Source organism: Pseudomonas sp. NBRC 111139 (assembly GCF_001753955.1).
In the GTDB taxonomy this organism is placed as follows: domain Bacteria; phylum Pseudomonadota; class Gammaproteobacteria; order Pseudomonadales; family Pseudomonadaceae; genus Aquipseudomonas; species Aquipseudomonas alloputida.
Map to the genome: position 1 here is coordinate 15,027 of NZ_BCBP01000061.1, position 21,391 is coordinate 36,417.

Here is a 21,391-nt window from a genome sequence, read left to right on the forward strand (position 1 = left end):
TCGAAAGCTCGCGCAATCAATGTAGGAGCGGGTTTACCCGCGAACACCGGTGCAACCGGTGCCATACACCGCGTCGCCCGGCTCGCGGGTAAACCCGCGCCTGCAGGGGACAGCGGCGACGGGGAATTGACGTATCACTGCCCCGCCACTGTTGCTCGTGTTGCCGGTGCACTTTGTGTGCCAGCACGGCGCAATGCGGCATCCGGTGTGGCATTGGCGCTGCCCGAGCCTGTCAGGCTGCGGCGCACTTCCAGGTTACGGGAAATCACCAGCACCACCCGGCGGTTGCGTGCGCGCCCTTCGGCGGTATCGTTGCTGGCCACCGGCTGGTACTCGCCGTAGCCTACCGAAGCCATGCGTGCCGGGTTGACGCCCTCCATGGCCAGCAGGCGCACGATGCTGGCCGCGCGCGCCGAGGACAACTCCCAGTTGGTGGGGTACTGCGCGGTGCGGATCGGCAGGTTGTCGGTGAAGCCTTCGACGTGCACCGGGTTGGCGAACGGCTTGAGGATGTTGGCCACCTTCTCGATGATCGCAAACGCCTTGTCACTGGGCATCGCATCACCGCTGCCAAACAGCAGCGATGAGTTGAGCTCGATCTCCACCCACAGCTCGTTGCCGCGCACAGTCATCTGGTCGCTGTTGATCAGGTCGCCGAAGGCATCGCGCACGTCATCGCTGATGGTTTTCAACGGGTCGACATTGGTCGCCGCCAGGCCCGCTTCGGTCTGCTCGCTGTCTTTGACCAGCGGTTGGGCCGGGCGAACGCTCAGCGGCTGCTCATCGCCAATCGGGATCGGCTTCATGCTGCGCTCGGGGTCGTTGAATACCCCTAGCAAAGCCTGGGAAATAACCTTGTACTTACCCTCGTTGATCGAGGAAATGGAATACATCACCACGAAGAAGGCGAACAGCAACGTGATGAAGTCGGCGTACGACACCAGCCAGCGCTCGTGGTTTTCGTGTTCCTCGGTATGACGACGGCGACGCATGGGTTACTCCATGAAGCCTTGCAGCTTCAGCTCGATCGAGCGCGGGTTTTCACCTTCGGCAATCGACAGCAGGCCTTCGAGCAGCATTTCACGGTAGCGCGACTGGCGCATGACGATGGCCTTGAGCTTGCTGGCGACCGGCAATAGCACAAGGTTGGCACTGGCCACACCGTAAATGGTCGCGACAAAGGCCACGGCAATGCCATTGCCCAGTTGCGACGGGTCGGCCAGATTGCCCATCACATGGATAAGGCCCATGACCGCCCCGATGATGCCGATGGTCGGCGCATAGCCGCCCATGCTTTCGAATACCTTGGCTGCCTGGATGTCACGGCCTTCCTGGGTAAGGAAGTCGACCTCAAGGATGCTGCGGATCGCTTCCGGCTCGGCGCCATCCACCAGCAGTTGCAGGCCCTTGCGCGCATAGGGGTCGGGCTCGCTGTCCGCTACCCCTTCCAGGCCCAGCAGGCCTTCTTTGCGAGCGGTCAGGCTCCAGTTCACCACACGGTCGATGCCGCCCGCCAGATCGACCCGCGGTGGAAACAGGATCCAACGCAAAATCTGCAAGGCACGCTTGAACGACGACAGCGGCGACTGCAACAACGCCGCCGCCAGGGTGCCACCCAGCACGATCAGAGCCGCCGGGCCATTGACCAGAGCACCGACATGACCGCCTTCAAGGAAGTTGCCACCGACGATGGCAACGAAAGCCAGAATCAAACCGATCAGGCTGAGGACATCCATCAGACGCACGCCTCCACCAGGTGCTTGCCGATTTCATCCAGGCTGTACACGGCATCCGCCAGGTTGGCCTTGACGATGGCCATGGGCATGCCATAAATCACGCAGCTGGCTTCATCCTGGGCCCACACCGTGCTGCCCCCCTGCTTGAGCAGGCGCGCGCCCTCGCGGCCATCGGCACCCATGCCGGTGAGCACCACCGACAACACCTTGTCACCGTACGACTTGGCCGCCGAACCGAAGGTAATGTCCACGCACGGCTTGTAGTTCAGGCGTTCGTCGCCGGGCAGGATCTTCACTGTGCCACGGCCATCGATCATCATCTGCTTGCCACCGGGGGCCAGCAGGGCCAGGCCCGGGCGCAGCATGTCGCCGTCTTCGGCTTCCTTGACGCTGATGCGGCACAGCTTGTCCAGGCGTTCGGCAAACGCTTTGGTGAACGCCGCCGGCATGTGCTGGATCAACACGATCGGCGCCGGGAAATTGGCCGGCAGCTGGGTCAGTACCCGCTGCAGCGCCACCGGCCCCCCCGTGGAGGTACCGATGGCCACCAGTTTGTAGGGTTTGCGCTTGGGTGCCGGCGACTGCGAGGCCGCCGGTGTCGGGGCCGCTGCACGGGCAGGCGCTGCCGGGCGCGTCTGCGCCTGGCTGGCGAAAGTGCTGGCGGGCGCTGGCGCGGCGACCGGCGCCGTTCTGGCATAGCTGCCGATCCGGCGGTTACTGCGCGAAATGGTGTGCACCTTCTCGCACAGCAACTGCTTGACCTTGTCAGGGTTGCGCGAGATGTCCTCGAAGTTTTTCGGCAGGTAGTCCACTGCGCCGGCATCCAGCGCGTCGAGGGTGACGCGGGCGCCTTCATGGGTCAGCGACGAGAACATCAATACGGGCGTCGGGCAGCGCTGCATGATGTGCCGCACGGCGGTAATGCCATCCATCATGGGCATTTCGTAGTCCATGGTGATCACATCGGGCTTGAGCGCCAGCGCCTGGTCGATTGCTTCCTTGCCGTTGGTCGCGGTACCCACTACCTGGATCGTTGGATCCGCCGAGAGGATTTCCGAGACACGGCGGCGGAAGAAACCAGAATCATCCACCACCAGGACCTTGACTGCCATAAACACTCCATTAGGCGGCGCAACCCGCCAGGGCGCGCCACCGAAATCAAATACGCCGCGCGGCGTAACGCTTGAGCATGCTCGGGACGTCGAGAATCAACGCGATGCGACCGTCGCCGGTAATGGTGGCCCCGGACATGCCCGGGGTGCCTTGCAGCATCTTGCCCAGCGGCTTGATGACCACTTCTTCCTGGCCCACCAGTTGGTCAACGACAAAACCGATGCGCTGGGTGCCGACCGACAGAATCACCACGTGGCCTTCGTGCTGCTCTTCGTGCACCTGGCCCTGGACCAGCCAGCGCTTGAGGTAGAACAGCGGCAGCGCCTTGTCGCGCACGATCACCACTTCCTGGCCGTCGACCACGTTGGTGCGCGACAGGTCGAGGTGGAAGATCTCGTTGACGTTGACCAGCGGGAAGGCGAACGCCTGGTTGCCCAACATCACCATCAGGGTGGGCATGATCGCCAGGGTCAGCGGCACCTTGATGACGATCTTGGAGCCTTGGCCCTTGGCCGAGAAAATGTTGATCGAGCCGTTGAGCTGGGAGATCTTGGTTTTCACCACGTCCATGCCCACGCCACGCCCGGACACATCGGAAATCTCGGTCTTGGTCGAGAAGCCAGGGGCGAAGATCAGGTTGTAGCAGTCCGACTCGCTCAGGCGCTCGGCGGCGTCCTTGTCCATCAGGCCCTTTTCCACGGCCTTGGCACGCAGGATGTTCGGGTCCATGCCCTTGCCGTCGTCCGAGATCGACAGCAGGATGTGGTCGCCTTCCTGTTCGGCCGACAGCACTACGCGGCCGGTACGGGCTTTGCCAGACGTTTCACGCTCGTCGGGCATCTCGATACCGTGGTCGACCGCATTGCGCACCAAGTGCACCAGCGGGTCGGCCAAGGCTTCTACGAGGTTCTTGTCAAGGTCGGTCTCTTCGCCGACCAGCTCCAGATTGATCTCTTTCTTCAACTGGCGCGCCAGGTCGCGGACCAGGCGCGGGAAGCGGCCGAAGACCTTCTTGATCGGCTGCATACGGGTTTTCATCACCGCGGTCTGCAGGTCGGCGGTGACCACGTCAAGGTTGGACACCGCCTTGGACATGGCCTCGTCGCCGCTGTTCAGGCCCAGGCGCACCAGACGGTTACGCACCAGCACCAGTTCGCCGACCATGTTCATGATCTCGTCCAGGCGCGCGGTATCGACGCGTACCGTGGTTTCCGCTTCGCTGGCGGCATGCTTTTCAGCGGCCGGGGCCGGCGCGCGAGGCGCCGCGGCAGGTTTGCTGGCCGGCGAAGGCGCTGGCGCTGGCGCGGCAGCGGGCTTGGCCACCGGCGGGCTTTCGGCCTTGGCGGCAGCCGGCGCTTGCGCCTGGACAGCAGCCGGGGCCTCTACAGCGGCAACATCGCCACCGAACTTGCCCTTGCCGTGCAACTGGTCCAGCAGGGCTTCGAACTCGTGCTCGCTGATTTCATCGCTGGCGGCACTGTTGTCGGGTGCGGCAGGCGCTGGTGCCTGGGCGGCTGGCAAGGCGCCAGCCTGGAAGGTGCCCTTGCCATGCAGCTGGTCGAGCAGCGATTCGAATTCGGCGTCGGTGATCTCATCACTGACCGCTTCGCTGCTGACGGCCACCGGCGGCGCGGCAACCTCGGCATTGAACTGGCCCTTGCCGTGCAACTGGTCGAGCAGCGATTCGAACTCGGCGTCGGTGATTTCATCACCCGCACCGCTGACAGTCTCGCCCTGCATCTGCTCGTCGGCCGCCGCTTGCGCCTTGATCGCATCGAGCGAATCGAGCAACTGCTCGAATTCACTGTCAGTGATGTCCTGGTGTTGCTCCTCGGCCTCGGCCGGCGCGGCAACCGACACGTCGGCAACCGGCGCCGGTGCAGGCGCTGCAACAGTTTCGGCTGCGCCAGGTTCGGCCAGGCGCGACAACGCTGCCAGCAGTGCGGGGGTGGCTGGTGTCACTTCGGCACGCTCACGCACCTGGCCAAACATGCTGTTGACCGTATCCAGTGCCTCGAGCACCACATCCATCAGTTCCGCATCGACCCGGCGCTCACCTTTGCGCAGGACGTCGAACACGTTCTCGGCGATATGGCAGCACTCCACCAGCTCGTTCAGCTGGAGGAAGCCGGCGCCCCCTTTTACAGTGTGGAAACCGCGAAAGATCGCATTGAGCAGGTCGGCATCGTCAGGTCGGCTTTCCAGCTCGACCAGTTGCTCGGACAATTGCTCAAGAATTTCGCCGGCTTCTACCAGGAAATCCTGGAGGATTTCTTCATCGGCGCCGAAGCTCATCAAACGTGCTCCTTAAAAACCAAGGCTGGACAGCAGATCATCGACATCGTCCTGACCGGACACGACGTCTTCACGCTTATCGGCATGAATCTGCGGACCTTCACCCCGAGTCGGATGTTTTTCTCGATCTTTTTCTGCACGCAATTGATCGTGGTCATGTTTTATACCGGCAAAGCGGTCGACCTGGCTGGCCATCAGCACCAGCTTGAGCAGGTTGCTTTCCACCTCGGTCACCAGTGCGGTGACGCGCTTGATCACCTGGCCGGTCAGGTCCTGATAGTCCTGGGCCAGCAAAATGTCATTGAGGTGCCCGGAAACCTTGCGGTTGCCCTCGGCGCTGTGCGTCAGGAAACTGTCGACTCGCTTGACCAGATCACGGAATTCCGGCGCAGCCACTTCGCGGCGCATGAAGCGCTGCCAGTCGGTGCTCAGGGCCTTGGCCTCGCTGGCCAGCTCATTGAGCACCGGTGTGCTTTCCTCGACCAGGTCCATGGTGCGGTTGGCCGCGCCCTCGGTCAGCTTGACCACATACGACAGGCGCTCGGTGGCGTCGGTAATTTGCGACACCTCTTCTGCCTGCGGCATGGTGGGGTCGATCTGGAAACTGACGATGGCACTGTGCAGCTCGCGAGTCAGCTTGCCGACTTCCTGGTACAGGCCGCGGTCGCGGGTCTGGTTCAGTTCGTGAATCAACTGCACCGCCTCGCCGAAACGGCCCCGCTCCAGGCTTTCGACCAACTCCTGAGCATGCTTCTTCAGGGTCGACTCGAACTCGCCCAAAGACGTTTGTGATGAATCCATGACGCGCCCCCCTGACGTGACTCAGCCGTTGACGCGTTCGAAGATCTTCTCGATCTTCTCTTTGAGCACCTGAGCGGTGAACGGCTTGACCACGTAACCATTGACGCCGGCCTGTGCCGCTTCAATGATCTGGTCGCGCTTGGCTTCAGCGGTCACCATCAAGACCGGCATGCTTTTCAGCTTGTCGCTGGCACGCACTTTACGCAGCAGGTCGATGCCGGACATGCCCGGCATGTTCCAGTCGGTCACCAGGAAGTCGTAGTGACCGTTTTCCAGCATCGGCAACGCCGTGGTGCCGTCATCGGCTTCGTCGGTGTTGGTGAAACCCAGGTCACGCAACAGGTTCTTGATGATCCGCCGCATCGTCGAAAAGTCGTCAACGATGAGGATTTTCATGTTCTTGTCCAATTAGACCTCCAAGCAGTCTCAAACGCGCTCGGCCTACCGAGCACGCACTCATTCAATTCGGTACAACGTGGAAAACGACTGCAACGACAGTGGGCTCAACGCGCCCGCCATTCCCCCAGGCGGCTGCGCAGGCGCGCGGCACATTGGCTGTGCAACTGGCTGACCCGCGACTCGCTGACACCCAGCACCTCACCGATTTCCTTGAGGTTCAGCTCTTCGTCGTAGTACAGCGCCAGCACCAGGCGCTCACGCTCCGGCAGGTTGGCGATGGCCTCGGTCAGGGCAGCCTGGAAGCGCTCCTCCTCCAGGCCGCGCGCAGGTTCGACCTGGCCACTGGCGCCATCCTCATGCAGCCCTTCGTGCTCGCCGTCCTGCAACAGGTCGTCAAAGCTGAACAGGCGGCTGCCCAGGGTATCGTTCAAGATCCCGTAGTAATCATCGAGACTCAATTGGAGTTCGGCAGCAACTTCATGATCTTTAGCGTCACGGCCTGTTCTGGCCTCAACTGCACGCATGGCATCACTGACCATACGGGTGTTGCGGTGTACCGAACGCGGTGCCCAATCGCCTTTGCGCACTTCGTCCAGCATGGCCCCGCGGATGCGGATGCCGGCGTAGGTCTCAAAGCTGGCGCCCTTGCTGGCGTCGTATTTGTTGGCCACTTCCAGCAGGCCGATCATGCCGGCCTGGATCAGGTCCTCGACTTGTACGTTGGCCGGCAAGCGCGCCAACAGGTGGTACGCGATGCGCTTGACCAGCGGGGCGTAGCGTTCGATCAGCTCGTACTGGGCGTCCTTCGCCGCCCGGCTGTACATCTTGAAGCCGCTGGCGTTCATAGTACGGGTCCCGCGCTGGTGGGTTGCACCAAGCGCTCGACAAAGAACTCCAGATGGCCGCGCGGATTGGCCGGCAGCGGCCAGCTGTCGACCTTCTGGGCAATCGCCTTGAAGGCCAGCGCACACTTGGAGCGAGGGAAGGCTTCGTAGACGGCACGCTGCTTCTGCACCGCCTTGCGCACGCACTCGTCGTACGGCACGGCACCCACGTACTGCAGGGCAACGTCAAGGAAGCGGTCGGTGACCTTGGTCAGCTTGGCAAACAGGTTGCGCCCTTCCTGCGGGCTCTGCGCCATGTTGGCCAACACACGGAAACGGTTCATGCCATAGTCGCGATTGAGCAGCTTGATCAACGCGTAGGCGTCGGTAATCGAGGTAGGTTCATCACACACCACCAGCAGCACTTTCTGGGCGGCGCGAACGAAGCTGACCACCGAGTCACCGATACCCGCAGCGGTATCGATCACCAACACATCGAGGTTGTCGCCGATCTCGCTGAACGCCTGGATCAGCCCGGCATGCTGGGCCGGGGCCAGATGCACCATGCTCTGGGTGCCCGAGGCTGCCGGTACGATGCGCACACCGCCGGGGCCCTGCAGCATCACGTCACGCAGCTCGCAACGCCCTTCAATCACATCGGCGAGGGTACGTTTGGGGGTAAGGCCCAGCAACACGTCGACATTGGCCAGGCCCAGGTCGGCGTCCAGCAGCATGACCCTGCGGCCAAGCTCGGCCAGCGCCAGGGACAAGTTCACTGAAACGTTAGTCTTGCCGACGCCACCTTTGCCACCGGTCACGGCGATCACCTGTACGGGATGCATGCTACCCATGTCTGTTCTTTACCTTGTCTCGCTGGGACTCAGGCCACACGTAGGGCAATTCTGCGTGCCCCTTGGCATAGCGACTTTGCACACGCTTCATGGTCAACCCGCTCGCCGTGGGTTGTGATAGAGATCAGCGAACATGTCGGCCATGGCCTCTTCGCTGGGCTCGTCCTGCTGCTGCACATTCACCGCCCGCGTGACCAACTGGTGGCCCCTTGGCAGGTGCAGGTCGTCAGGAATGCGTGGGCCATCGGTAAGATAGGCCACTGGCAGTTCATGACTGATGGCAAGGCTCAACACATCGCCAAGGCTTGCCGTTTCATCGAGTTTGGTCAGGATGCAGCCGGCCAGGCCACAGCGCTTGTAGCTGTGGTAGGCGGCGGTCAGCACCTGCTTCTGGCTGGTGGTGGCCAGCACCAGGTAGTTCTTCGCGGCAATGCCACGCCCGGCCAAGGTTTCCAGTTGCATGCGCAGCGCAGGGTCGCTGGCTTGCAGGCCGGCAGTATCGATCAGCACCACGCGCTTGCGCAGCAGTGGCTCCAGCGCTGCTGCCAGCGACTGGCCCGGGTCGACGTAAGTCACCGGCACGTTGAGGATGCGGCCCAGGGTCTTGAGCTGCTCCTGGGCGCCGATACGGAAGCTGTCCATGCTCACCAGCGCCAGGTTCTGCGCGCCGTACTTGAGCACGTAGCGCGCGGCCAGCTTGGCCAGGGTGGTGGTCTTGCCCATGCCCGCCGGGCCGACCATGGCGATCACCCCGCCCTCTTCGATCGGCTCGATTTCAGGCACTTCGATCATCCGCGCCAAGTGAGCCAGCAGCATGCGCCAGGCCTGGCGCGGTTCCTCGATCTCGGCGGTCAGGTCCAGCAGCTCGCGGGCGATCGGCCCGGACAGGCCGATGCGCTGCAGGCGGCGCCAAAGGTTGGCCTGCTGCGGCTTGCTGCCCTGCAGCTGATTCCAGGCCAGCGAACCGAGTTGCACTTCCAGCAGCTCGCGCAGGCCCGACAGCTCCGAGCGCATGGCATCGAACAGACGTGGGTCAACCGGCGCAGCAGCCGGTGCGGCAGCGGCCTCAGGGGCATCGACGTGCGGCTCGATCAACGGTTCGGCAGCGGTCAAAGATTGCCCGGCGAACAATTGGCGGTTGTTGTCGCTGCTGTCCTGACGCTGGTCCAGCTCGGCCTGGGCAGTGGCAATGCGCGTGTGGGTCTTGCGCAGCTCTTCTTCCAGCTCGGCGTTGGGCACACGCGGGGCCAGGGCGGACAGCTTGTAGTCCAGCGCGGCCGTCAGCTCGACACCACCGGCAATGCGGCGGTTGCCAATGATTGCGGCATCGGCGCCCAGCTCGTCACGGACCAGTTTCATGGCCTGACGCATATCGGCGGCGAAAAATCGCTTAACTTGCATTATCCCCTACCTCAGCCGTTAGGGCCCACGGTGGCAACGATGGTGACTTGCTTGTTGTCCGGTATTTCCTGATACGCCAGAACATGCAAATTCGGTACAGCCAGGCGACCGAAACGCGACAACATGGCGCGGATCGGGCCGGCGACCAGCAGGATGGCCGGCTGACCCTGCATTTCCTGGCGCTGGGCCGCCTCGATCAGCGAACGTTGCAGCTTCTCGGCCATGCTAGGCTCCAGAAGAACACCATCTTCCTGACCCTGCCCGGCCCTTTGCAGACTATTCAGCAAAATCTGTTCCAACCTTGGCTCCAGGGTAATCACTGGAAGCTCCGACTCAACGCCGACAATGCTTTGCACGATGGCGCGACACAATCCGACGCGCACCACCGCCACCAGTGCGGCGGTATCTTGACTCTTGCCGGCGTTGTTCGCGATGGCCTCGGCAATACTGCGAATATCGCGCACTGGCACCTGTTCCGACAACAGGGCTTGCAGCACCTTGAGCAGCCCCGACAAGGAAATGACACCCGGCACCAGCTCTTCTGCAAGTTTAGGCGATGCCTTGGCCAGCACCTGCAGCAACTGCTGAACCTCTTCGTGGCCGATCAGCTCGTGGCAGTGTTTCTGCAGAATCTGGTTGAGGTGGGTGGCCACCACGGTGCTGGCATCGACCACGGTGTAACCCAGCGACTGCGCCTGTGAGCGCTGGCCGACGTCGATCCACACCGCTTCCAGGCCAAACGCCGGGTCGCGCGCGGCAATACCGTTGAGGGTGCCAAACACCTGCCCAGGGTTGATTGCCAGTTCGCGGTCCGGGTAGATCTCCGCCTCGGCCAGAATCACCCCCATCAGGGTCAGGCGATAGGCGCTGGGCTGCAGGTCGAGGTTGTCACGAATGTGCACGGTGGGCATCAGGAAGCCCAGGTCCTGCGACAGCTTCTTGCGCACGCCCTTGATCCGCGCCAGCAACTGGCCGCCCTGGTTGCGATCGACCAGCGGGATCAGACGATAGCCGACCTCCAGGCCGATCATGTCGATGGGGGTGACGTCGTCCCAACCCAGCTCCTTGGTTTCCAGCGCGCGCTGTGGCGAGGGCAGCAGGTCCTGCTGACGCTGCGCCTCTTGCTGGGCTTTGACCTTGGCCTGTTGCTGTTTCTTCCACACCAGGTAGGCGCCGCCGGCCGCCATCAGGCCGAGGCTGAGGAAGGCAATGTGCGGCATGCCCGGCACCAGGCCCATGACGATCATCAGCCCCGCCGACACCGCCAGCGCCTTGGGCGAATCGAACATCTGCCGATTGATCAGCTTGCCCATGTCTTCAGAGCCTGAAGCACGGGTGACCATGATCGCGGCGGCGGTGGACAGCAGCAGTGATGGCAATTGCGCCACCAAACCGTCACCAATGGTCAGCAGGGCATAGACCTTGCCGGCCTCGCTGAACGACATATTGTGCTGCAGCATGCCGATGAGCATGCCACCGATCAGGTTGATGAACAGGATCAGCAAGCCGGCGATGGCGTCGCCGCGCACGAACTTGCTGGCACCGTCCATCGAACCGTAGAACTCGGCCTCCTGCGCCACCTCGGCACGGCGGTGCTTGGCCTGGGCCTGGTCGATCAGGCCGGCATTGAGGTCGGCGTCGATGGCCATCTGCTTGCCGGGCATGGCGTCGAGGGTGAAACGCGCACTCACTTCCGAGATACGCCCGGCGCCCTTGGTCACCACCACGAAGTTGATGATCATGAGGATGGCGAACACCACGGCACCGACCACGTAGTTACCGCCGATCACCACCTCACCAAAGGCCTGGATCACTTTACCGGCAGCGCCGTGGCCCTCCTGGCCATGCAGCATGACCACACGGGTAGACGCCACGTTCAGGGCCAGGCGCAACAACGTGGCCACCAGCAGGATGGTCGGGAACGCGGCGAAGTCGAGGGGGCGCAGGGCGTATACACAGACCAGCAGCACAACGATCGACAGGGCGATGTTGAAGGTGAAGAACACGTCGAGCAGGAACGGCGGTATCGGCAACATCATCATTGCCAACATCACCAGCAGTAACAGCGGCACACCCAGGTTGCCCCGGCCGAGCCCGGCCAGGTTGTTGCGGGCGTTGCTGATTAACTGAGTGCGATCCACCGCGAGTCCTCTTGATGCAAAACTTTGACGCCCAGGGGGCGCCTGGGCGTGGCTTTGCAAGAAGCCTTCCAACTTTGGCAGACACCCACACGAAAAGATGAACCGGGCGAGTACCACCGCGTTGACGGGTGGCTCATGAGCAGGCAATCACCAAGAAAAACGAGACCTCCCGCCCAATCGCCTCTACGGCAATGGCCCAAGGCTTAAGCTCTTGGAAAGCCACAGAGAGGGTGGCGCCACGACAAAAAAAATCTGAGCGACTTGATCATGCAAAAGCTCACGGTTTCTATGCGGATGTAGAGAGCCAATGACTACTCAAAGGCATGAACATCATGCCAACTGCTCGATGGTAGCTCTAGTGAGTCTGTGATACCTTCGCCAGCGCTTTTGACTACATCGCTAGACCCGGAGAACATGGTGGCGAACTCTCTCGATAGCTTTATCGTTCCTGACAAACATCGCCATAAAACCGCGATGGATTATGTGGTCGAGTCGCTACGCGAAGGCATACTTTCTGGCGCAATAGCCGAAGGTACGGCTTTGCGCCAAGAAGAGCTAGCCTCGAAATTCGGTTTGAGTCGTATGCCGGTAAGGGACGCCATAAGGCAGTTGGAGGCCGAAGGGCTTGTTACCTACGAAGTCCATAAAGGGGCCTCTGTAGCGATCATGACGATTGAAGACATTGTCGAGATCTATGATATGCGGATCATGGCAGAATGCACCGCCTTGGACTTTGGCTTTGACAACATCGTAGAAAATGATCTGGCGCAGATGTACGAACTCGTATCTACCATGGAGCATGCCACCGACCCGCACCACCTTAGCGAACTCAATGAAAAGTTCCATCACTTTCTTTATTCAAAAGCAAAGCGCCCCAGATTACTTGCATTGATTAAGTCCCTTCATGACTCGGTGGATCGCCATCTTCGTTTTTTGTTGACAAATCTCGACTATCACAAGAAATCGCAACAGGATCATAAAAGCATTTTGAGCGCTTGCGCCAAGGGTGATCGCGAAGCCGCCAAGCAATTTTTAGCCGAGCACCTTGCCGAGGGACGAGATGCAATCGTTACGTTTCTTGAGACACGGCGTCGGCAGGACATGTCATAAACGTTCTTTCGATGCCGATGAGAGCGCATATTCGACTAGCGCTCCTACCAACTTCGGCGGGGGGTAACCGGAGCACTCAAACATCTTCGGGTACATACTGGCACTCGTAAATCCGGGTAAGGTATTAATCTCATTGAGAATAATTTCACCCTCTTCTGTCAAGAAAAAATCCACCCTGGCGTACCCCTTCAGTTCAAGGCATCTAAACGCCTGGACAGATAAAGCCTGGATGCGCGCGACAATGTCAGGTGGCAACAAGCTTGGCACACGAAGACCTGTCACACTGTTGGAATCGTATTTCGCCTGATAATCGTAATAGGCGTGCCCTTCCTTTTTGATTATTTCACCCACCACCGAGGCCATCAAACCCTCCTCAAGTTCGAGCACACCACACTCTATCTCTCTTCCACAGACAGCAGCCTCCACCAGCACCTTTGTGTCCTCTCGTGCTGCAATAGCAAATGCCGCAGCATATTCCAAGGTGTTGGAGACCCTCGATACACCAATCGATGAGCCCGAAGCGGCGGGCTTTACGAAGAGCGTGCTGCTACCCAGGCACTCAACCAGTTCCTCCCAAGGACGCATGGAGTTCATGGCCAGCCAAGGCCCCACAACAAGCCCGGCAGACTGGACCATTCTCTTTGTGACATCCTTATCCATGGCCATTGCCGAACCTAGCACCCCGGAGCCCACACACGGCAAACCGCACATCGCTGCCAATCCTTGAATTGTTCCATCCTCCCCCCACCGGCCATGCAGTGCCGGGAAAAGCAAATCGATCCCAATCTCCACTGTGCCGCTCTCTTGAGTTGTGTATGAGAGCGAGCGATGGCCAGGACGAATTGAAATCAACGGAGCCGACCGATCAACCGCACCTGGAAACTGGCACGGCTCTCCTTGATACCTCCAGTTGCCCTCACGATCTATCCCCACACAGTGCACCCTGTGACCGAGAGCTATCAGCGCCGCGTGGATTGTAGCAGCGGAGCGGAGCGCCACTGAATGCTCTGAACTCCTCCCCCCAAAAACCAGTGCGATCACATTTTGTTTCATTTCGATAGACCTCATTCGGGTACTTTTGGCTACTGTATCCAATATCCAAAAAAAATAACAACGGCATTTGCCGATATTCAGGAAAGGAAGACCATGCCTTTGCAAATCACTAAGGGGGCTAGCCTGGGCGAGCGGTCGTCCGAGCCCCAAGACGTCACGCCTCATCTACAGATTCGAGCGATCGCGGTCTCTGCGCCGGAATGCATCAGCGGCTACAAATCAGGCAGGGCTTTGAACAGCACTGACCCTGTCAGCCTATTTAACGCATGCCGCTATGCGGCAAGCCTTGCACAACGAGGGAAAGGTGCTTGGGCAAACAGCAATTGGGGGCAACTCGACAAAAAGTTGAGAGAGCACTTTTTGCTCATGTACTCACTGGATGACATGCATCGCTTTGAAAATTTAATACAAGCATCTCACCCGAACATTCTATTCATTGGCGCCATGACGCTCTGCATGCCTGGCGCAGTGAAATGTGCAAAAGTCGCTAGAAAAATGTTCGGCGATAGATTACTCATCATACTGGGTGGGCGGCACATAAATGAAACGATATACCTTGCTGACGAAAGAAAGAGACTACCCTCCCTCGTCAAACACCATAGAGCCTCGCCGGGGCGCCTTATCAGAGAGCGTGAAATCCCTCCACTGTTTGATGTCATAATTTCCGGAGAGGCGGAAAAATTGATTGCAGAGATTGGAGAGCTTTTTAGTCGCTGCCATCAAAGCCCAGCGACGTTCATTGCAGAAAACCTGGACACGAAAACTGAAGGGCGATGGATCGCTGACTTCCCACGCATCGATAACACACTTGTAAGTGATGGCGTACCTCTGAAGCACGACGAATTACCCTCAGTGGTCGGCACATTTGGGGTCACCGCTTCATTTGATGTTTTCCAGGGGCGTATGACCTCACATATATTCAGCGATACTGGGCCTGGGTGTATCTATGATTGTAATTTTTGCAGTGAACGCCGCAGCATTGCCGGAAACATTCAAGAAATTCAAGGCGCCCCACGACGACTCTACAATCAACTCAAAGAGACAGTTAGCGCAGTAATGCGAGATCACCCCAACAAGGGGGCAAGCGCATTCGTCGAAGATTCGATATTCCTTAGCGGTAGCCCAGTCGCAATCACACAGTTGTGTCAATTACTTGAGAAAGCCCCTTTAGAAGTCATTTTCGGAGGCCAATTCACGATCGATCAGATCCTTAGAAAAAAGGACGTTATTAGAAGGCTAGCCAAATGTGGCCTTAGGTATATATTCATCGGGCTAGAAACGCTTGAACCACAAGAAATTGGCGGCATGAGTAAAGACGTTGACGGCAATAAACAAACGTGGAAAGACCGATTCTTACAAGCGCTGGACTTTATGGCTGCAAATCATATCGATTGTGGGTGCGCATTACTTTTTGGCTTGGGTGAAGCGCATACCAGTCGCCGAAATTTGCTTAATGGCCTCATAACGCTTAAGCGAGACACAGGACAGCCTATTACCTTAAGTGCAAACTGGGCAGTCCAGCACCCCCTGCGGAGTTGCCGCGAAAGCGAGAATGAAAATTACCTACGCTGGGGCACTCCCGAAGGTGAACTGCTGGAGTATTTCCATAGATTCGGTGAAGCCTCCCTCGAATACCCCTTACCCAATGTCTATGCACCTCAGGTTGGTGAAGTTAAAGAAATAATCCATCTTCTCAATGAGTTCGAGGCAACCAATGCCTGAAATGACGCTTAGCAAACTGGCCCAGGTTGGCCTCTTCCCCACAGGAGGAATCCAATCCACACAAACGCCAGCCATGGAGTGCACCAGCTATTTAGTCGACACCTTTGATCAGCTGCCACCCATCAATGAAGAAAGTCTAGCAGAAATAGACAACGATCTTTTCAGTGGCCTGTACTATGGCGGCGTTGATACACCAACGACTCGCCAACTTTCTCAGCGGGTAGCCGACATCGAGAAGGGCAAGTTCGCAGTCTTAACACCTTCCGGGCAGTCCGCCTTCAACCTGTTGCTATCAACATTCGTGAAACCAGGTGATCACGTACTTGCTGGAGATACCATCGTTTACTCCACACGATGGCTACTGAATCACTTTGAAAGTATTGGCGTAAGAATTGAATACTTCACACCTAGCGAAGCCGCGACTCTAAAAAACAAACTAACCCCGAAGACAAAACTAATCATATTTGAAAACCCAGGTGCATTCACGTACGAGGTCATGGATATTAGTGCAATTGTCGAATCACGACACGACCACCCAGCGCTAATTGTGGCCGACAACACATGGGCAGCATCAGTATTTCACCACCCCTTATCATACGGCGCGGACATTAGCTTGATTTCAATGAGCAAATACCACGGAGCTGTAGAGGGCATCTCTCTCGGAGCACTAATAACTAAGCGAAAAAAATTGTATACAAAACTTAAAACCACCTCCGCACTAACGGGCAACCATGTGAGCTCACACGCCTGCTCAGCAGCAATTCGATCAATTAGCACGCTGGGCGTTCGCCTATCATTCCAAATGAGTACGACTCGCAAGGTACTTCGAAGCCTCAAGCCACTGCCCCTTATAAAACAGGTGATACATCCCATTCTCCAGAACACTGAGCTCCACCTACAAAACTCGATGATATATGGATTCAACAGCCTTTTCACCGCTGAATTTTCATGCTCTCGTGACGAACTGATATCCCGCCTAAACCGACTAAACCTAATAAAGATTGGCTATGGATGGGGCGGCGCGACAAGCCTCGTCAGTCTTATTGATACTCACGACATGCCCTCAGCAAAAAGACTAGGCATTAACAGCGAGTGCGCAAGGATATACCTCGGACTTGAAGATCCAGAAGAATTAACTCGCGATCTTACTAACGCATTTACTCATTAACCCCGCCCCAACATCACCCGCAAGGATAAATCATGCAAAAAATAACAACACATGAAAGCTTTGCATTCACAGAAGACGAGCTAAAAAGTCGCATTTACAACTTCATGAATGCCGAGCCTTTAAATGCTGCTCACATCATGGCCGGCCACTTCATGCTATTTTATGACAAACAGAGCGATCGACTTGCACCAGGAGTCTTTGAGGATATAGAAGACCCTACATTAAAAGCACAAATCAGGGAGCGAGTGGGTATATTTCCCACCTATTCCTGGATGTTAGCTATAGAACTCGCAGAACACCACATAACCAAGAATAACAAAAGCGCGAACCTACTCCTTTTAATCAACGACTGGCAATACGTCCCAAGCGGAAAAATCACTCATGACTATAGGGCCGAATTTTACAATCGCTTCAAGCAACTTCCAACAAGCTACCTCGCGCACCTTAACTCATCCTCAATCGTCACTACAAAAAATATTACATCCAGTCGCAGACATAAGCTTTGCTTCCCCGAAACATGGTTGAAAAATCGCTTTCAAAATGAGGCTTCTCGACTGGTAAAGCAAGGAAAACTCGAGAAACGATGTATTCCGGAGCAACCAGAAATGTCCGAGATTTCATTCACTGACTCTTCGGGCGCACCTTTACCACTGGTCAGTTGCGGCATGACCGGCTGCGCAGGTGAAATAACTGAAATGATTTCCGAAGCCTACAGAGCAGGCGCTCGACTTTTGATTCTCCTCGCCCCAAATGAATGCCATGCTCCAATTAGAAAAGGCGTTGAGATCGCCCTCTCACTTTACGAGTTCGATCCTGTAAGCATATTGGTGGCAGATCTGGGAGGGAGCGGGGAACTCACGACCGAAGAAATATACAGCAAAGGCATCCATGTCGTCACCTATAGAACTTGAGAGACCAGCCATGCAACCAGACTCGGTAATCTATCTAGATGCTGCAGCCACTACTCCGTGCGCCGATGAAGTCATAAAGGAAATGGTAAAATTTAACAACATCAACTACGGAAACCCCTCTTCTGCGCACATTTTAGGCCGTCTTGCACGGAGTGCTGTCTTTGAAAGTGCTTCACATATTTCTGAGCTACTAGGCTGCACACCGGCTGAAATAGTTTTCACATCTGGCGCCACGGAAAGCAATAACATTGCGATTCTTGGAAGCGCCACCAACGCAAGAAGCAATATAATTATATGCCCTATCGACCATAAATCCAGTCTTTTAGCCGCAGAAGAATTAGAAAAACGCAACATAGAGATTCGACGAATGAAAATCGATTCAGATGGACGAGTCAATCTAACGCATCTAAACAGCCTACTGGATGAAAACACATCACTGCTCTCTATTTCTTATGTGAATTCCGAAATAGGCACATTTCAAAACCTTCCAGAAATCAAAAAGGCATTAGAAAATTCAAATGCACTTTTCCATATCGATGCCGCTCAAGCCTTGGGCAAGCTACCTATCAACGTCAAAAAACTTGGCGTAGATTGCGCTTCGATTTCAGCCCATAAAATCGAAGGGCCAAAGGGCATCGGCGCCCTCTATGTTTCTTCCTCCAGCTTTTCTCGTTTGCGTCCTCTCACATTTGGCGGCGGTCAATCTTCACTCCGTAGCGGCACACTTCCCACTCAACTGATCGCCGGATTCGGCGCTGCGGCACGTCGACTAAAGAACAAGGATTACCCTGCCTCATGGTCCGCTGCGAAACAACTGAGAAATGCAATCCTTGAAACACTAAACAGGCATGACATCGCGTTCCTAATTAATTCTCCAGACGCTGTTTCGACCCCTCACATCTTGAATATTTCCATTCTTGGGATGCGCTCAGAAACCTTGATTAGTTGCTTGAGAAACGTCTGCATCTCTTCCGGATCAGCCTGCAACTCTAACAATCTTTCCCCCTCTTACGTCATCACTGGGATTGGGCACAACGCAAGGAGGGCCAACAGTGCGATCCGCTTATCCTTTACCAGCGACATGGACATCAAAACCGTTCGAGCAGGTGCAGAATCGCTTTCACAAAAGGTGCTCCAGCTTATCCACTTAAATCATAGGGGCGAATGAAATGATTGAAAATATTGCAATTATAACGGGTGGAAACTCCTCAGAGCGGGAGGTCTCCCTTCAAACTTCCGAAGCTGTCTCACAATCGTTGAAAACCCTCCAAATCAGCCATGAGATTTTCACCATTTCGGACTATAGAGAACTGCTTAGTCTGGACCTCGCTAAATTCACCAGAGTCTTTTTGGCGCTTCATGGCGGTTTCGGTGAAAACGGGATGGCACAAGCATATTTAGAAGGACTAGGGATCCCATATAATGGCCCTTCTCCTCAGGCCAGCGCAATCTGCATGGACAAGCTTCTAACGAAGCATATTGCAAGAGGACTTGGAATAAATGTCGCAAACTATCTTTACTCGAAAAACGGTGATGACGTTTGTTCTGAAGAAATCAGTGAACGTCTAGGAACACCCTGCATCGTCAAACCTAATCGTGAAGGATGTAGCTTCGGTGTGTCCCTGGTCCGCGACCTCAAAGCTGACCTCCAGCCTGCTATAAACGCAGCAGCAAAATTTCACACTGGAATTCTAATAGAAGAATTTATAAGTGGGCCCGAGTTATCCGTATGCTATTTAAAAAAATCCACGCTACCCATCTATACAGTTGAATTCGAGAGTGATTTCTTCTCTTATTATGCGAAATTCATATCCACCAAGACGAATGCCACCCTCACCATCCTAGACAGGAGCACCCATCAACTAGTCACCAACTACTGCTCTGCTATCGCTGAGGCACTTGAGCTTGATTACTTTAGAGCAGACTTCATCGTCCACAACACAGAGCCGTACCTTATTGAGCTTAACACCCTTCCCGGGCTTACAAACCATAGTCTTTTTCCGAAAGCATGCCAGCAACATGGTATCGAGTTTGACAAACTGGTACTTATCTTAAACAACTTGGATCCTAGCCAATACTGCTGACCGAACAACAAGTATAATTCGTACCATCAGGCTATTGGATGTCGTTGGTGTTTTTCGGATGGTAATTTATTGATCACCCAATTGAGATTAAGCGCCGCTCAAACGGCGCTCGATCTTGAGCAATCCCAGAAACGGTCAAGAAACTTTCAACTGTCACGCCGCAAATCCGGCGGAATCGGAAAGCAGAATGGTCGGGAACGCCGCAAAGTCGAGCGGACGCAGGGCGTATACACACACCAGCAGCACCACGATCGACAGGGCGATGTTGAACGTGAAGAACACGTCGAGCAGGAACGGCGGTATTGGCAACATCATCATTGCCAACATCACCAGCAGCAACAGCGGCACCCCCAGGTCGCCCCGGCCAGGTTGTTGCGGGCGTTGCTGATTAACTGAGTGCGATCCACCGCGAGTCCTCTTGATGCAAAACTTTGACGCCCAGGGGGCGCCTGGGCGTGGCTTTGCAAGAAGCCTTTCAACTTTGCTCGAAGGGAGATTTATGTTGCCGGTGCCGGCCCTTTCGCTGGTGAACCCGTTCCTACACGACGGCCTGCGCCCAATCACCGATGTGTGTCCATCCCCGATCGGGTGTAGGAGCGGGTTCACCCGCGAAAGAGCCAGAAGCCGTGACACAAGGTCAACTGTCGCGGCGCAGGTCCGGTGGGATCGGCAGGTCGTCCTTCAGCGGCTCTGGGCGCTTGCCCTTGCCGGATCGGTATTGGCGAATCTGGAACACATACGCCAGCACCTGCGCCACCGCCAGGTACAGCCCCGCCGGGATCTCCTGCTCAAGTTCGGTGGAGTAATAGATCGCCCGCGCCAGCGCCGGCGACTCGAGGATCTGGATGTTGTGCTCCACGCCAATTTCACGAATCTTCAACGCCATGAAATCGCTACCCTTGGCCAGCAGCAACGGCGCCGCACCGCCTTTCTCCGGGTCGTATTGCAACGCCACCGCATAATGCGTCGGGTTGGTGATGATCACATCTGCATCCGGTACCGCCGCCATCATGCGCCGCTGCGACACCTCGCGCTGCAGTTGGCGAATACGTTGCTCGACCTCGGGCTTGCCCTCGCTGTCCTTGTACTCGTCGCGCACTTCCTGCTTGGTCATCTTCATTTTCTTGTGCGTCTGGTACAGCTGGAACGGCACATCTGCCGCGGCAATCAGCAACAGCCCGGCCGACATCCACAAGGCACTCCAGCCCACCACCTGCAAGCTATGGATGATCGCCTGCTCCAGCGGCTCATTGGCAATCGACAGCAAGGCCTGGCGGTCACCGGAGAGCACCACCACCGCCACCACCAGAATCACGAAAAACTTGGCCAGCGCCTTGAGCAATTCAGTCAAGGCCTGCATCGAGAACATGCGCTTGATCCCCGACAGCGGGTTCATGCGGCTGAACTTGGGCTGCAGCAAGCTGCCCGAGAACAAGAAGCCGCTAAGCGCGATGGGCGCCACGAAGGAAATCACGAACAGCAGGATCAACACCGGCTGCACCGCCCAGATAGCCATCTTGCCCGAGGCCAGCAGAAAGGCCCCCATGGCCCGTTCATCGACGATGATGTCGCGGGTCAAACTGAAGTTCATGCGCATCAACGCCAGCAATGTTTCGGCCAAGTGACCACCGAATGCCAGCAGGCCACCAGCGCCCGCCAGGGTCACCGCCACCGTGTTCAGCTCCTTGGAGCGCGCGACCTCGCCCTTCTCACGGGCGTCGCGCTTGCGCTTTTCGGTGGGGTCTTCTGTCTTGTCCTGACCGCTCTCGCTTTCTGCCATGT

Annotated in this window: 18 protein-coding genes and 1 pseudogene; 6 read left to right on the plus strand and 13 right to left on the minus strand. The window is 57.0% G+C overall.

Translation table 11 applies throughout. From position 1 onward, the window contains the following. Positions 1-134 precede the first annotated feature (134 nt). The 10 genes from motD to flhA all read right to left on the minus strand — a co-directional run bounded on the left by motD (position 135) and on the right by flhA (position 11,561). Positions 135-992 carry a flagellar motor protein MotD gene (motD, locus tag BJQ17_RS22850; RefSeq protein ID WP_003254397.1) on the minus strand — a complete coding sequence of 286 codons (858 nt, stop codon included), beginning with the start codon at positions 990-992 and terminating at the stop codon, positions 135-137. 3 nt (positions 993-995) lie between these two features. After that, entirely contained in the window at positions 996-1,736 is a 741-nt protein-coding gene (locus tag BJQ17_RS22855) for a flagellar motor protein (RefSeq protein ID WP_003254399.1), read from the minus strand. After that, complete coding sequence (locus tag BJQ17_RS22860; RefSeq protein ID WP_003254400.1) at positions 1,736-2,848, minus strand: chemotaxis response regulator protein-glutamate methylesterase; 1,113 nt, start codon at positions 2,846-2,848, stop codon at positions 1,736-1,738. Before BJQ17_RS22860 ends, BJQ17_RS22855 begins: the two co-directional genes overlap by 1 nt. A 46-nt stretch (positions 2,849-2,894) precedes the next feature. Next, a complete protein-coding gene (locus BJQ17_RS22865; protein WP_054889625.1) occupies positions 2,895-5,144 on the minus strand; it encodes a chemotaxis protein CheA in 2,250 nt (749 codons plus the stop codon). Between the two features lie 12 nt (positions 5,145-5,156). Continuing rightward, on the minus strand, positions 5,157-5,945 hold the full coding sequence (locus BJQ17_RS22870; protein ID WP_003254403.1) for a protein phosphatase CheZ: 789 nt from the start codon (positions 5,943-5,945) through the stop codon (positions 5,157-5,159). A gap of 21 nt (positions 5,946-5,966) precedes the next feature. After that, entirely contained in the window at positions 5,967-6,341 is a 375-nt protein-coding gene (locus BJQ17_RS22875) for a chemotaxis response regulator CheY (protein WP_010955070.1), read from the minus strand. Positions 6,342-6,448: 107 nt separating this feature from the next. After that, a complete protein-coding gene (gene fliA / locus BJQ17_RS22880) occupies positions 6,449-7,189 on the minus strand; it encodes an RNA polymerase sigma factor FliA (protein WP_003254406.1) in 741 nt (246 codons plus the stop codon). Further along, on the minus strand, positions 7,186-8,019 hold the full coding sequence (gene fleN, locus BJQ17_RS22885; protein WP_070096688.1) for a flagellar synthesis regulator FleN: 834 nt from the start codon (positions 8,017-8,019) through the stop codon (positions 7,186-7,188). Before fleN ends, fliA begins: the two co-directional genes overlap by 4 nt. Positions 8,020-8,112: 93 nt before the next feature. Then, on the minus strand, positions 8,113-9,420 hold the full coding sequence (flhF, locus tag BJQ17_RS22890; protein WP_064614941.1) for a flagellar biosynthesis protein FlhF: 1,308 nt from the start codon (positions 9,418-9,420) through the stop codon (positions 8,113-8,115). 11 nt (positions 9,421-9,431) lie between these two features. Further along, on the minus strand, positions 9,432-11,561 hold the full coding sequence (gene flhA / locus BJQ17_RS22895; protein WP_003254410.1) for a flagellar biosynthesis protein FlhA: 2,130 nt from the start codon (positions 11,559-11,561) through the stop codon (positions 9,432-9,434). 414 nt (positions 11,562-11,975) lie between these two features. On the opposite strand from flhA, the gene BJQ17_RS22900 reads away from it, so the two are divergent. Continuing rightward, complete coding sequence (locus BJQ17_RS22900) at positions 11,976-12,671, plus strand: GntR family transcriptional regulator (protein ID WP_070096689.1); 696 nt, start codon at positions 11,976-11,978, stop codon at positions 12,669-12,671. On the opposite strand, the gene BJQ17_RS22905 is transcribed toward BJQ17_RS22900, so the two are convergent. Next, a complete protein-coding gene (locus BJQ17_RS22905) occupies positions 12,666-13,889 on the minus strand; it encodes a D-alanine--D-alanine ligase family protein (protein WP_307572272.1) in 1,224 nt (407 codons plus the stop codon). The genes BJQ17_RS22900 and BJQ17_RS22905 overlap by 6 nt on opposite strands. Between BJQ17_RS22905 and BJQ17_RS22910 the strand changes: the two genes are divergently transcribed. Genes BJQ17_RS22910 through BJQ17_RS22925 form a run of 5 tightly spaced genes read left to right on the plus strand, consistent with a single transcriptional unit; the run spans position 13,818 to position 19,609 of the window. Then, positions 13,818-15,446: a B12-binding domain/radical SAM domain-containing protein gene (locus BJQ17_RS22910; protein WP_070096690.1), complete on the plus strand. Its 1,629-nt coding sequence runs from the start codon at positions 13,818-13,820 to the stop codon at positions 15,444-15,446. The two genes, BJQ17_RS22905 and BJQ17_RS22910, sit on opposite strands and share 72 nt — an antisense overlap. Position 15,447: 1 nt before the next feature. Next, on the plus strand, positions 15,448-16,614 hold the full coding sequence (locus BJQ17_RS22915; RefSeq protein ID WP_070096691.1) for a PLP-dependent transferase: 1,167 nt from the start codon (positions 15,448-15,450) through the stop codon (positions 16,612-16,614). Positions 16,615-16,646: 32 nt separating this feature from the next. Then, positions 16,647-17,525: an LPD16 domain-containing protein gene (locus BJQ17_RS22920; protein ID WP_070096692.1), complete on the plus strand. Its 879-nt coding sequence runs from the start codon at positions 16,647-16,649 to the stop codon at positions 17,523-17,525. A 10-nt stretch (positions 17,526-17,535) separates the two neighbouring features. Then, positions 17,536-18,693: a cysteine desulfurase family protein gene (locus BJQ17_RS30390; protein ID WP_083285098.1), complete on the plus strand. Its 1,158-nt coding sequence runs from the start codon at positions 17,536-17,538 to the stop codon at positions 18,691-18,693. Between the two features lies 1 nt (position 18,694). Next, a complete protein-coding gene (locus BJQ17_RS22925) occupies positions 18,695-19,609 on the plus strand; it encodes a D-alanine--D-alanine ligase (protein WP_070096693.1) in 915 nt (304 codons plus the stop codon). Positions 19,610-19,789: 180 nt separating this feature from the next. Here BJQ17_RS22925 and BJQ17_RS22930 read toward each other — a convergent pair. Both BJQ17_RS22930 and flhB read right to left on the minus strand, forming a co-directional pair. Further along, a pseudogene (locus tag BJQ17_RS22930) lies at positions 19,790-20,016 on the minus strand (FHIPEP family type III secretion protein); the annotation flags it as partial. Between the two features lie 230 nt (positions 20,017-20,246). Further along, positions 20,247-21,389 (minus strand): flagellar biosynthesis protein FlhB, encoded by a 1,143-nt coding sequence (flhB, locus tag BJQ17_RS22935; RefSeq protein WP_070096694.1) that lies wholly within the window; start codon positions 21,387-21,389, stop codon positions 20,247-20,249. Positions 21,390-21,391: the final 2 nt, after the last annotated feature.

Bases quoted from the DNA above. Each gene is read 5' to 3' on its own strand.
- flhB (WP_070096694.1), bottom strand. From the start codon at position 21,389: ATGGCAGAAAGCGAGAGCGGTCAGGACAAGACAGAAGACCCCACCGAA.
- BJQ17_RS22905 (WP_307572272.1), bottom strand. From the start codon at position 13,889: ATGAGGCGTGACGTCTTGGGGCTCGGACGACCGCTCGCCCAGGCTAGC.
- BJQ17_RS30390 (WP_083285098.1), top strand. From the start codon at position 17,536: ATGCAACCAGACTCGGTAATCTATCTAGATGCTGCAGCCACTACTCCG.
- BJQ17_RS22925 (WP_070096693.1), top strand. From the start codon at position 18,695: ATGATTGAAAATATTGCAATTATAACGGGTGGAAACTCCTCAGAGCGG.
- motD (WP_003254397.1), bottom strand. From the start codon at position 992: ATGCGTCGCCGTCGTCATACCGAGGAACACGAAAACCACGAGCGCTGG.
- BJQ17_RS22910 (WP_070096690.1), top strand. From the start codon at position 13,818: ATGCCTTTGCAAATCACTAAGGGGGCTAGCCTGGGCGAGCGGTCGTCC.
- BJQ17_RS22855 (WP_003254399.1), bottom strand. From the start codon at position 1,736: ATGGATGTCCTCAGCCTGATCGGTTTGATTCTGGCTTTCGTTGCCATC.
- BJQ17_RS22900 (WP_070096689.1), top strand. From the start codon at position 11,976: ATGGTGGCGAACTCTCTCGATAGCTTTATCGTTCCTGACAAACATCGC.
- fleN (WP_070096688.1), bottom strand. From the start codon at position 8,019: ATGGGTAGCATGCATCCCGTACAGGTGATCGCCGTGACCGGTGGCAAA.
- BJQ17_RS22920 (WP_070096692.1), top strand. From the start codon at position 16,647: ATGCAAAAAATAACAACACATGAAAGCTTTGCATTCACAGAAGACGAG.
- flhF (WP_064614941.1), bottom strand. From the start codon at position 9,420: ATGCAAGTTAAGCGATTTTTCGCCGCCGATATGCGTCAGGCCATGAAA.
- BJQ17_RS22875 (WP_010955070.1), bottom strand. From the start codon at position 6,341: ATGAAAATCCTCATCGTTGACGACTTTTCGACGATGCGGCGGATCATC.
- BJQ17_RS22915 (WP_070096691.1), top strand. From the start codon at position 15,448: ATGACGCTTAGCAAACTGGCCCAGGTTGGCCTCTTCCCCACAGGAGGA.
- BJQ17_RS22860 (WP_003254400.1), bottom strand. From the start codon at position 2,848: ATGGCAGTCAAGGTCCTGGTGGTGGATGATTCTGGTTTCTTCCGCCGC.
- BJQ17_RS22865 (WP_054889625.1), bottom strand. From the start codon at position 5,144: ATGAGCTTCGGCGCCGATGAAGAAATCCTCCAGGATTTCCTGGTAGAA.
- BJQ17_RS22870 (WP_003254403.1), bottom strand. From the start codon at position 5,945: ATGGATTCATCACAAACGTCTTTGGGCGAGTTCGAGTCGACCCTGAAG.
- fliA (WP_003254406.1), bottom strand. From the start codon at position 7,189: ATGAACGCCAGCGGCTTCAAGATGTACAGCCGGGCGGCGAAGGACGCC.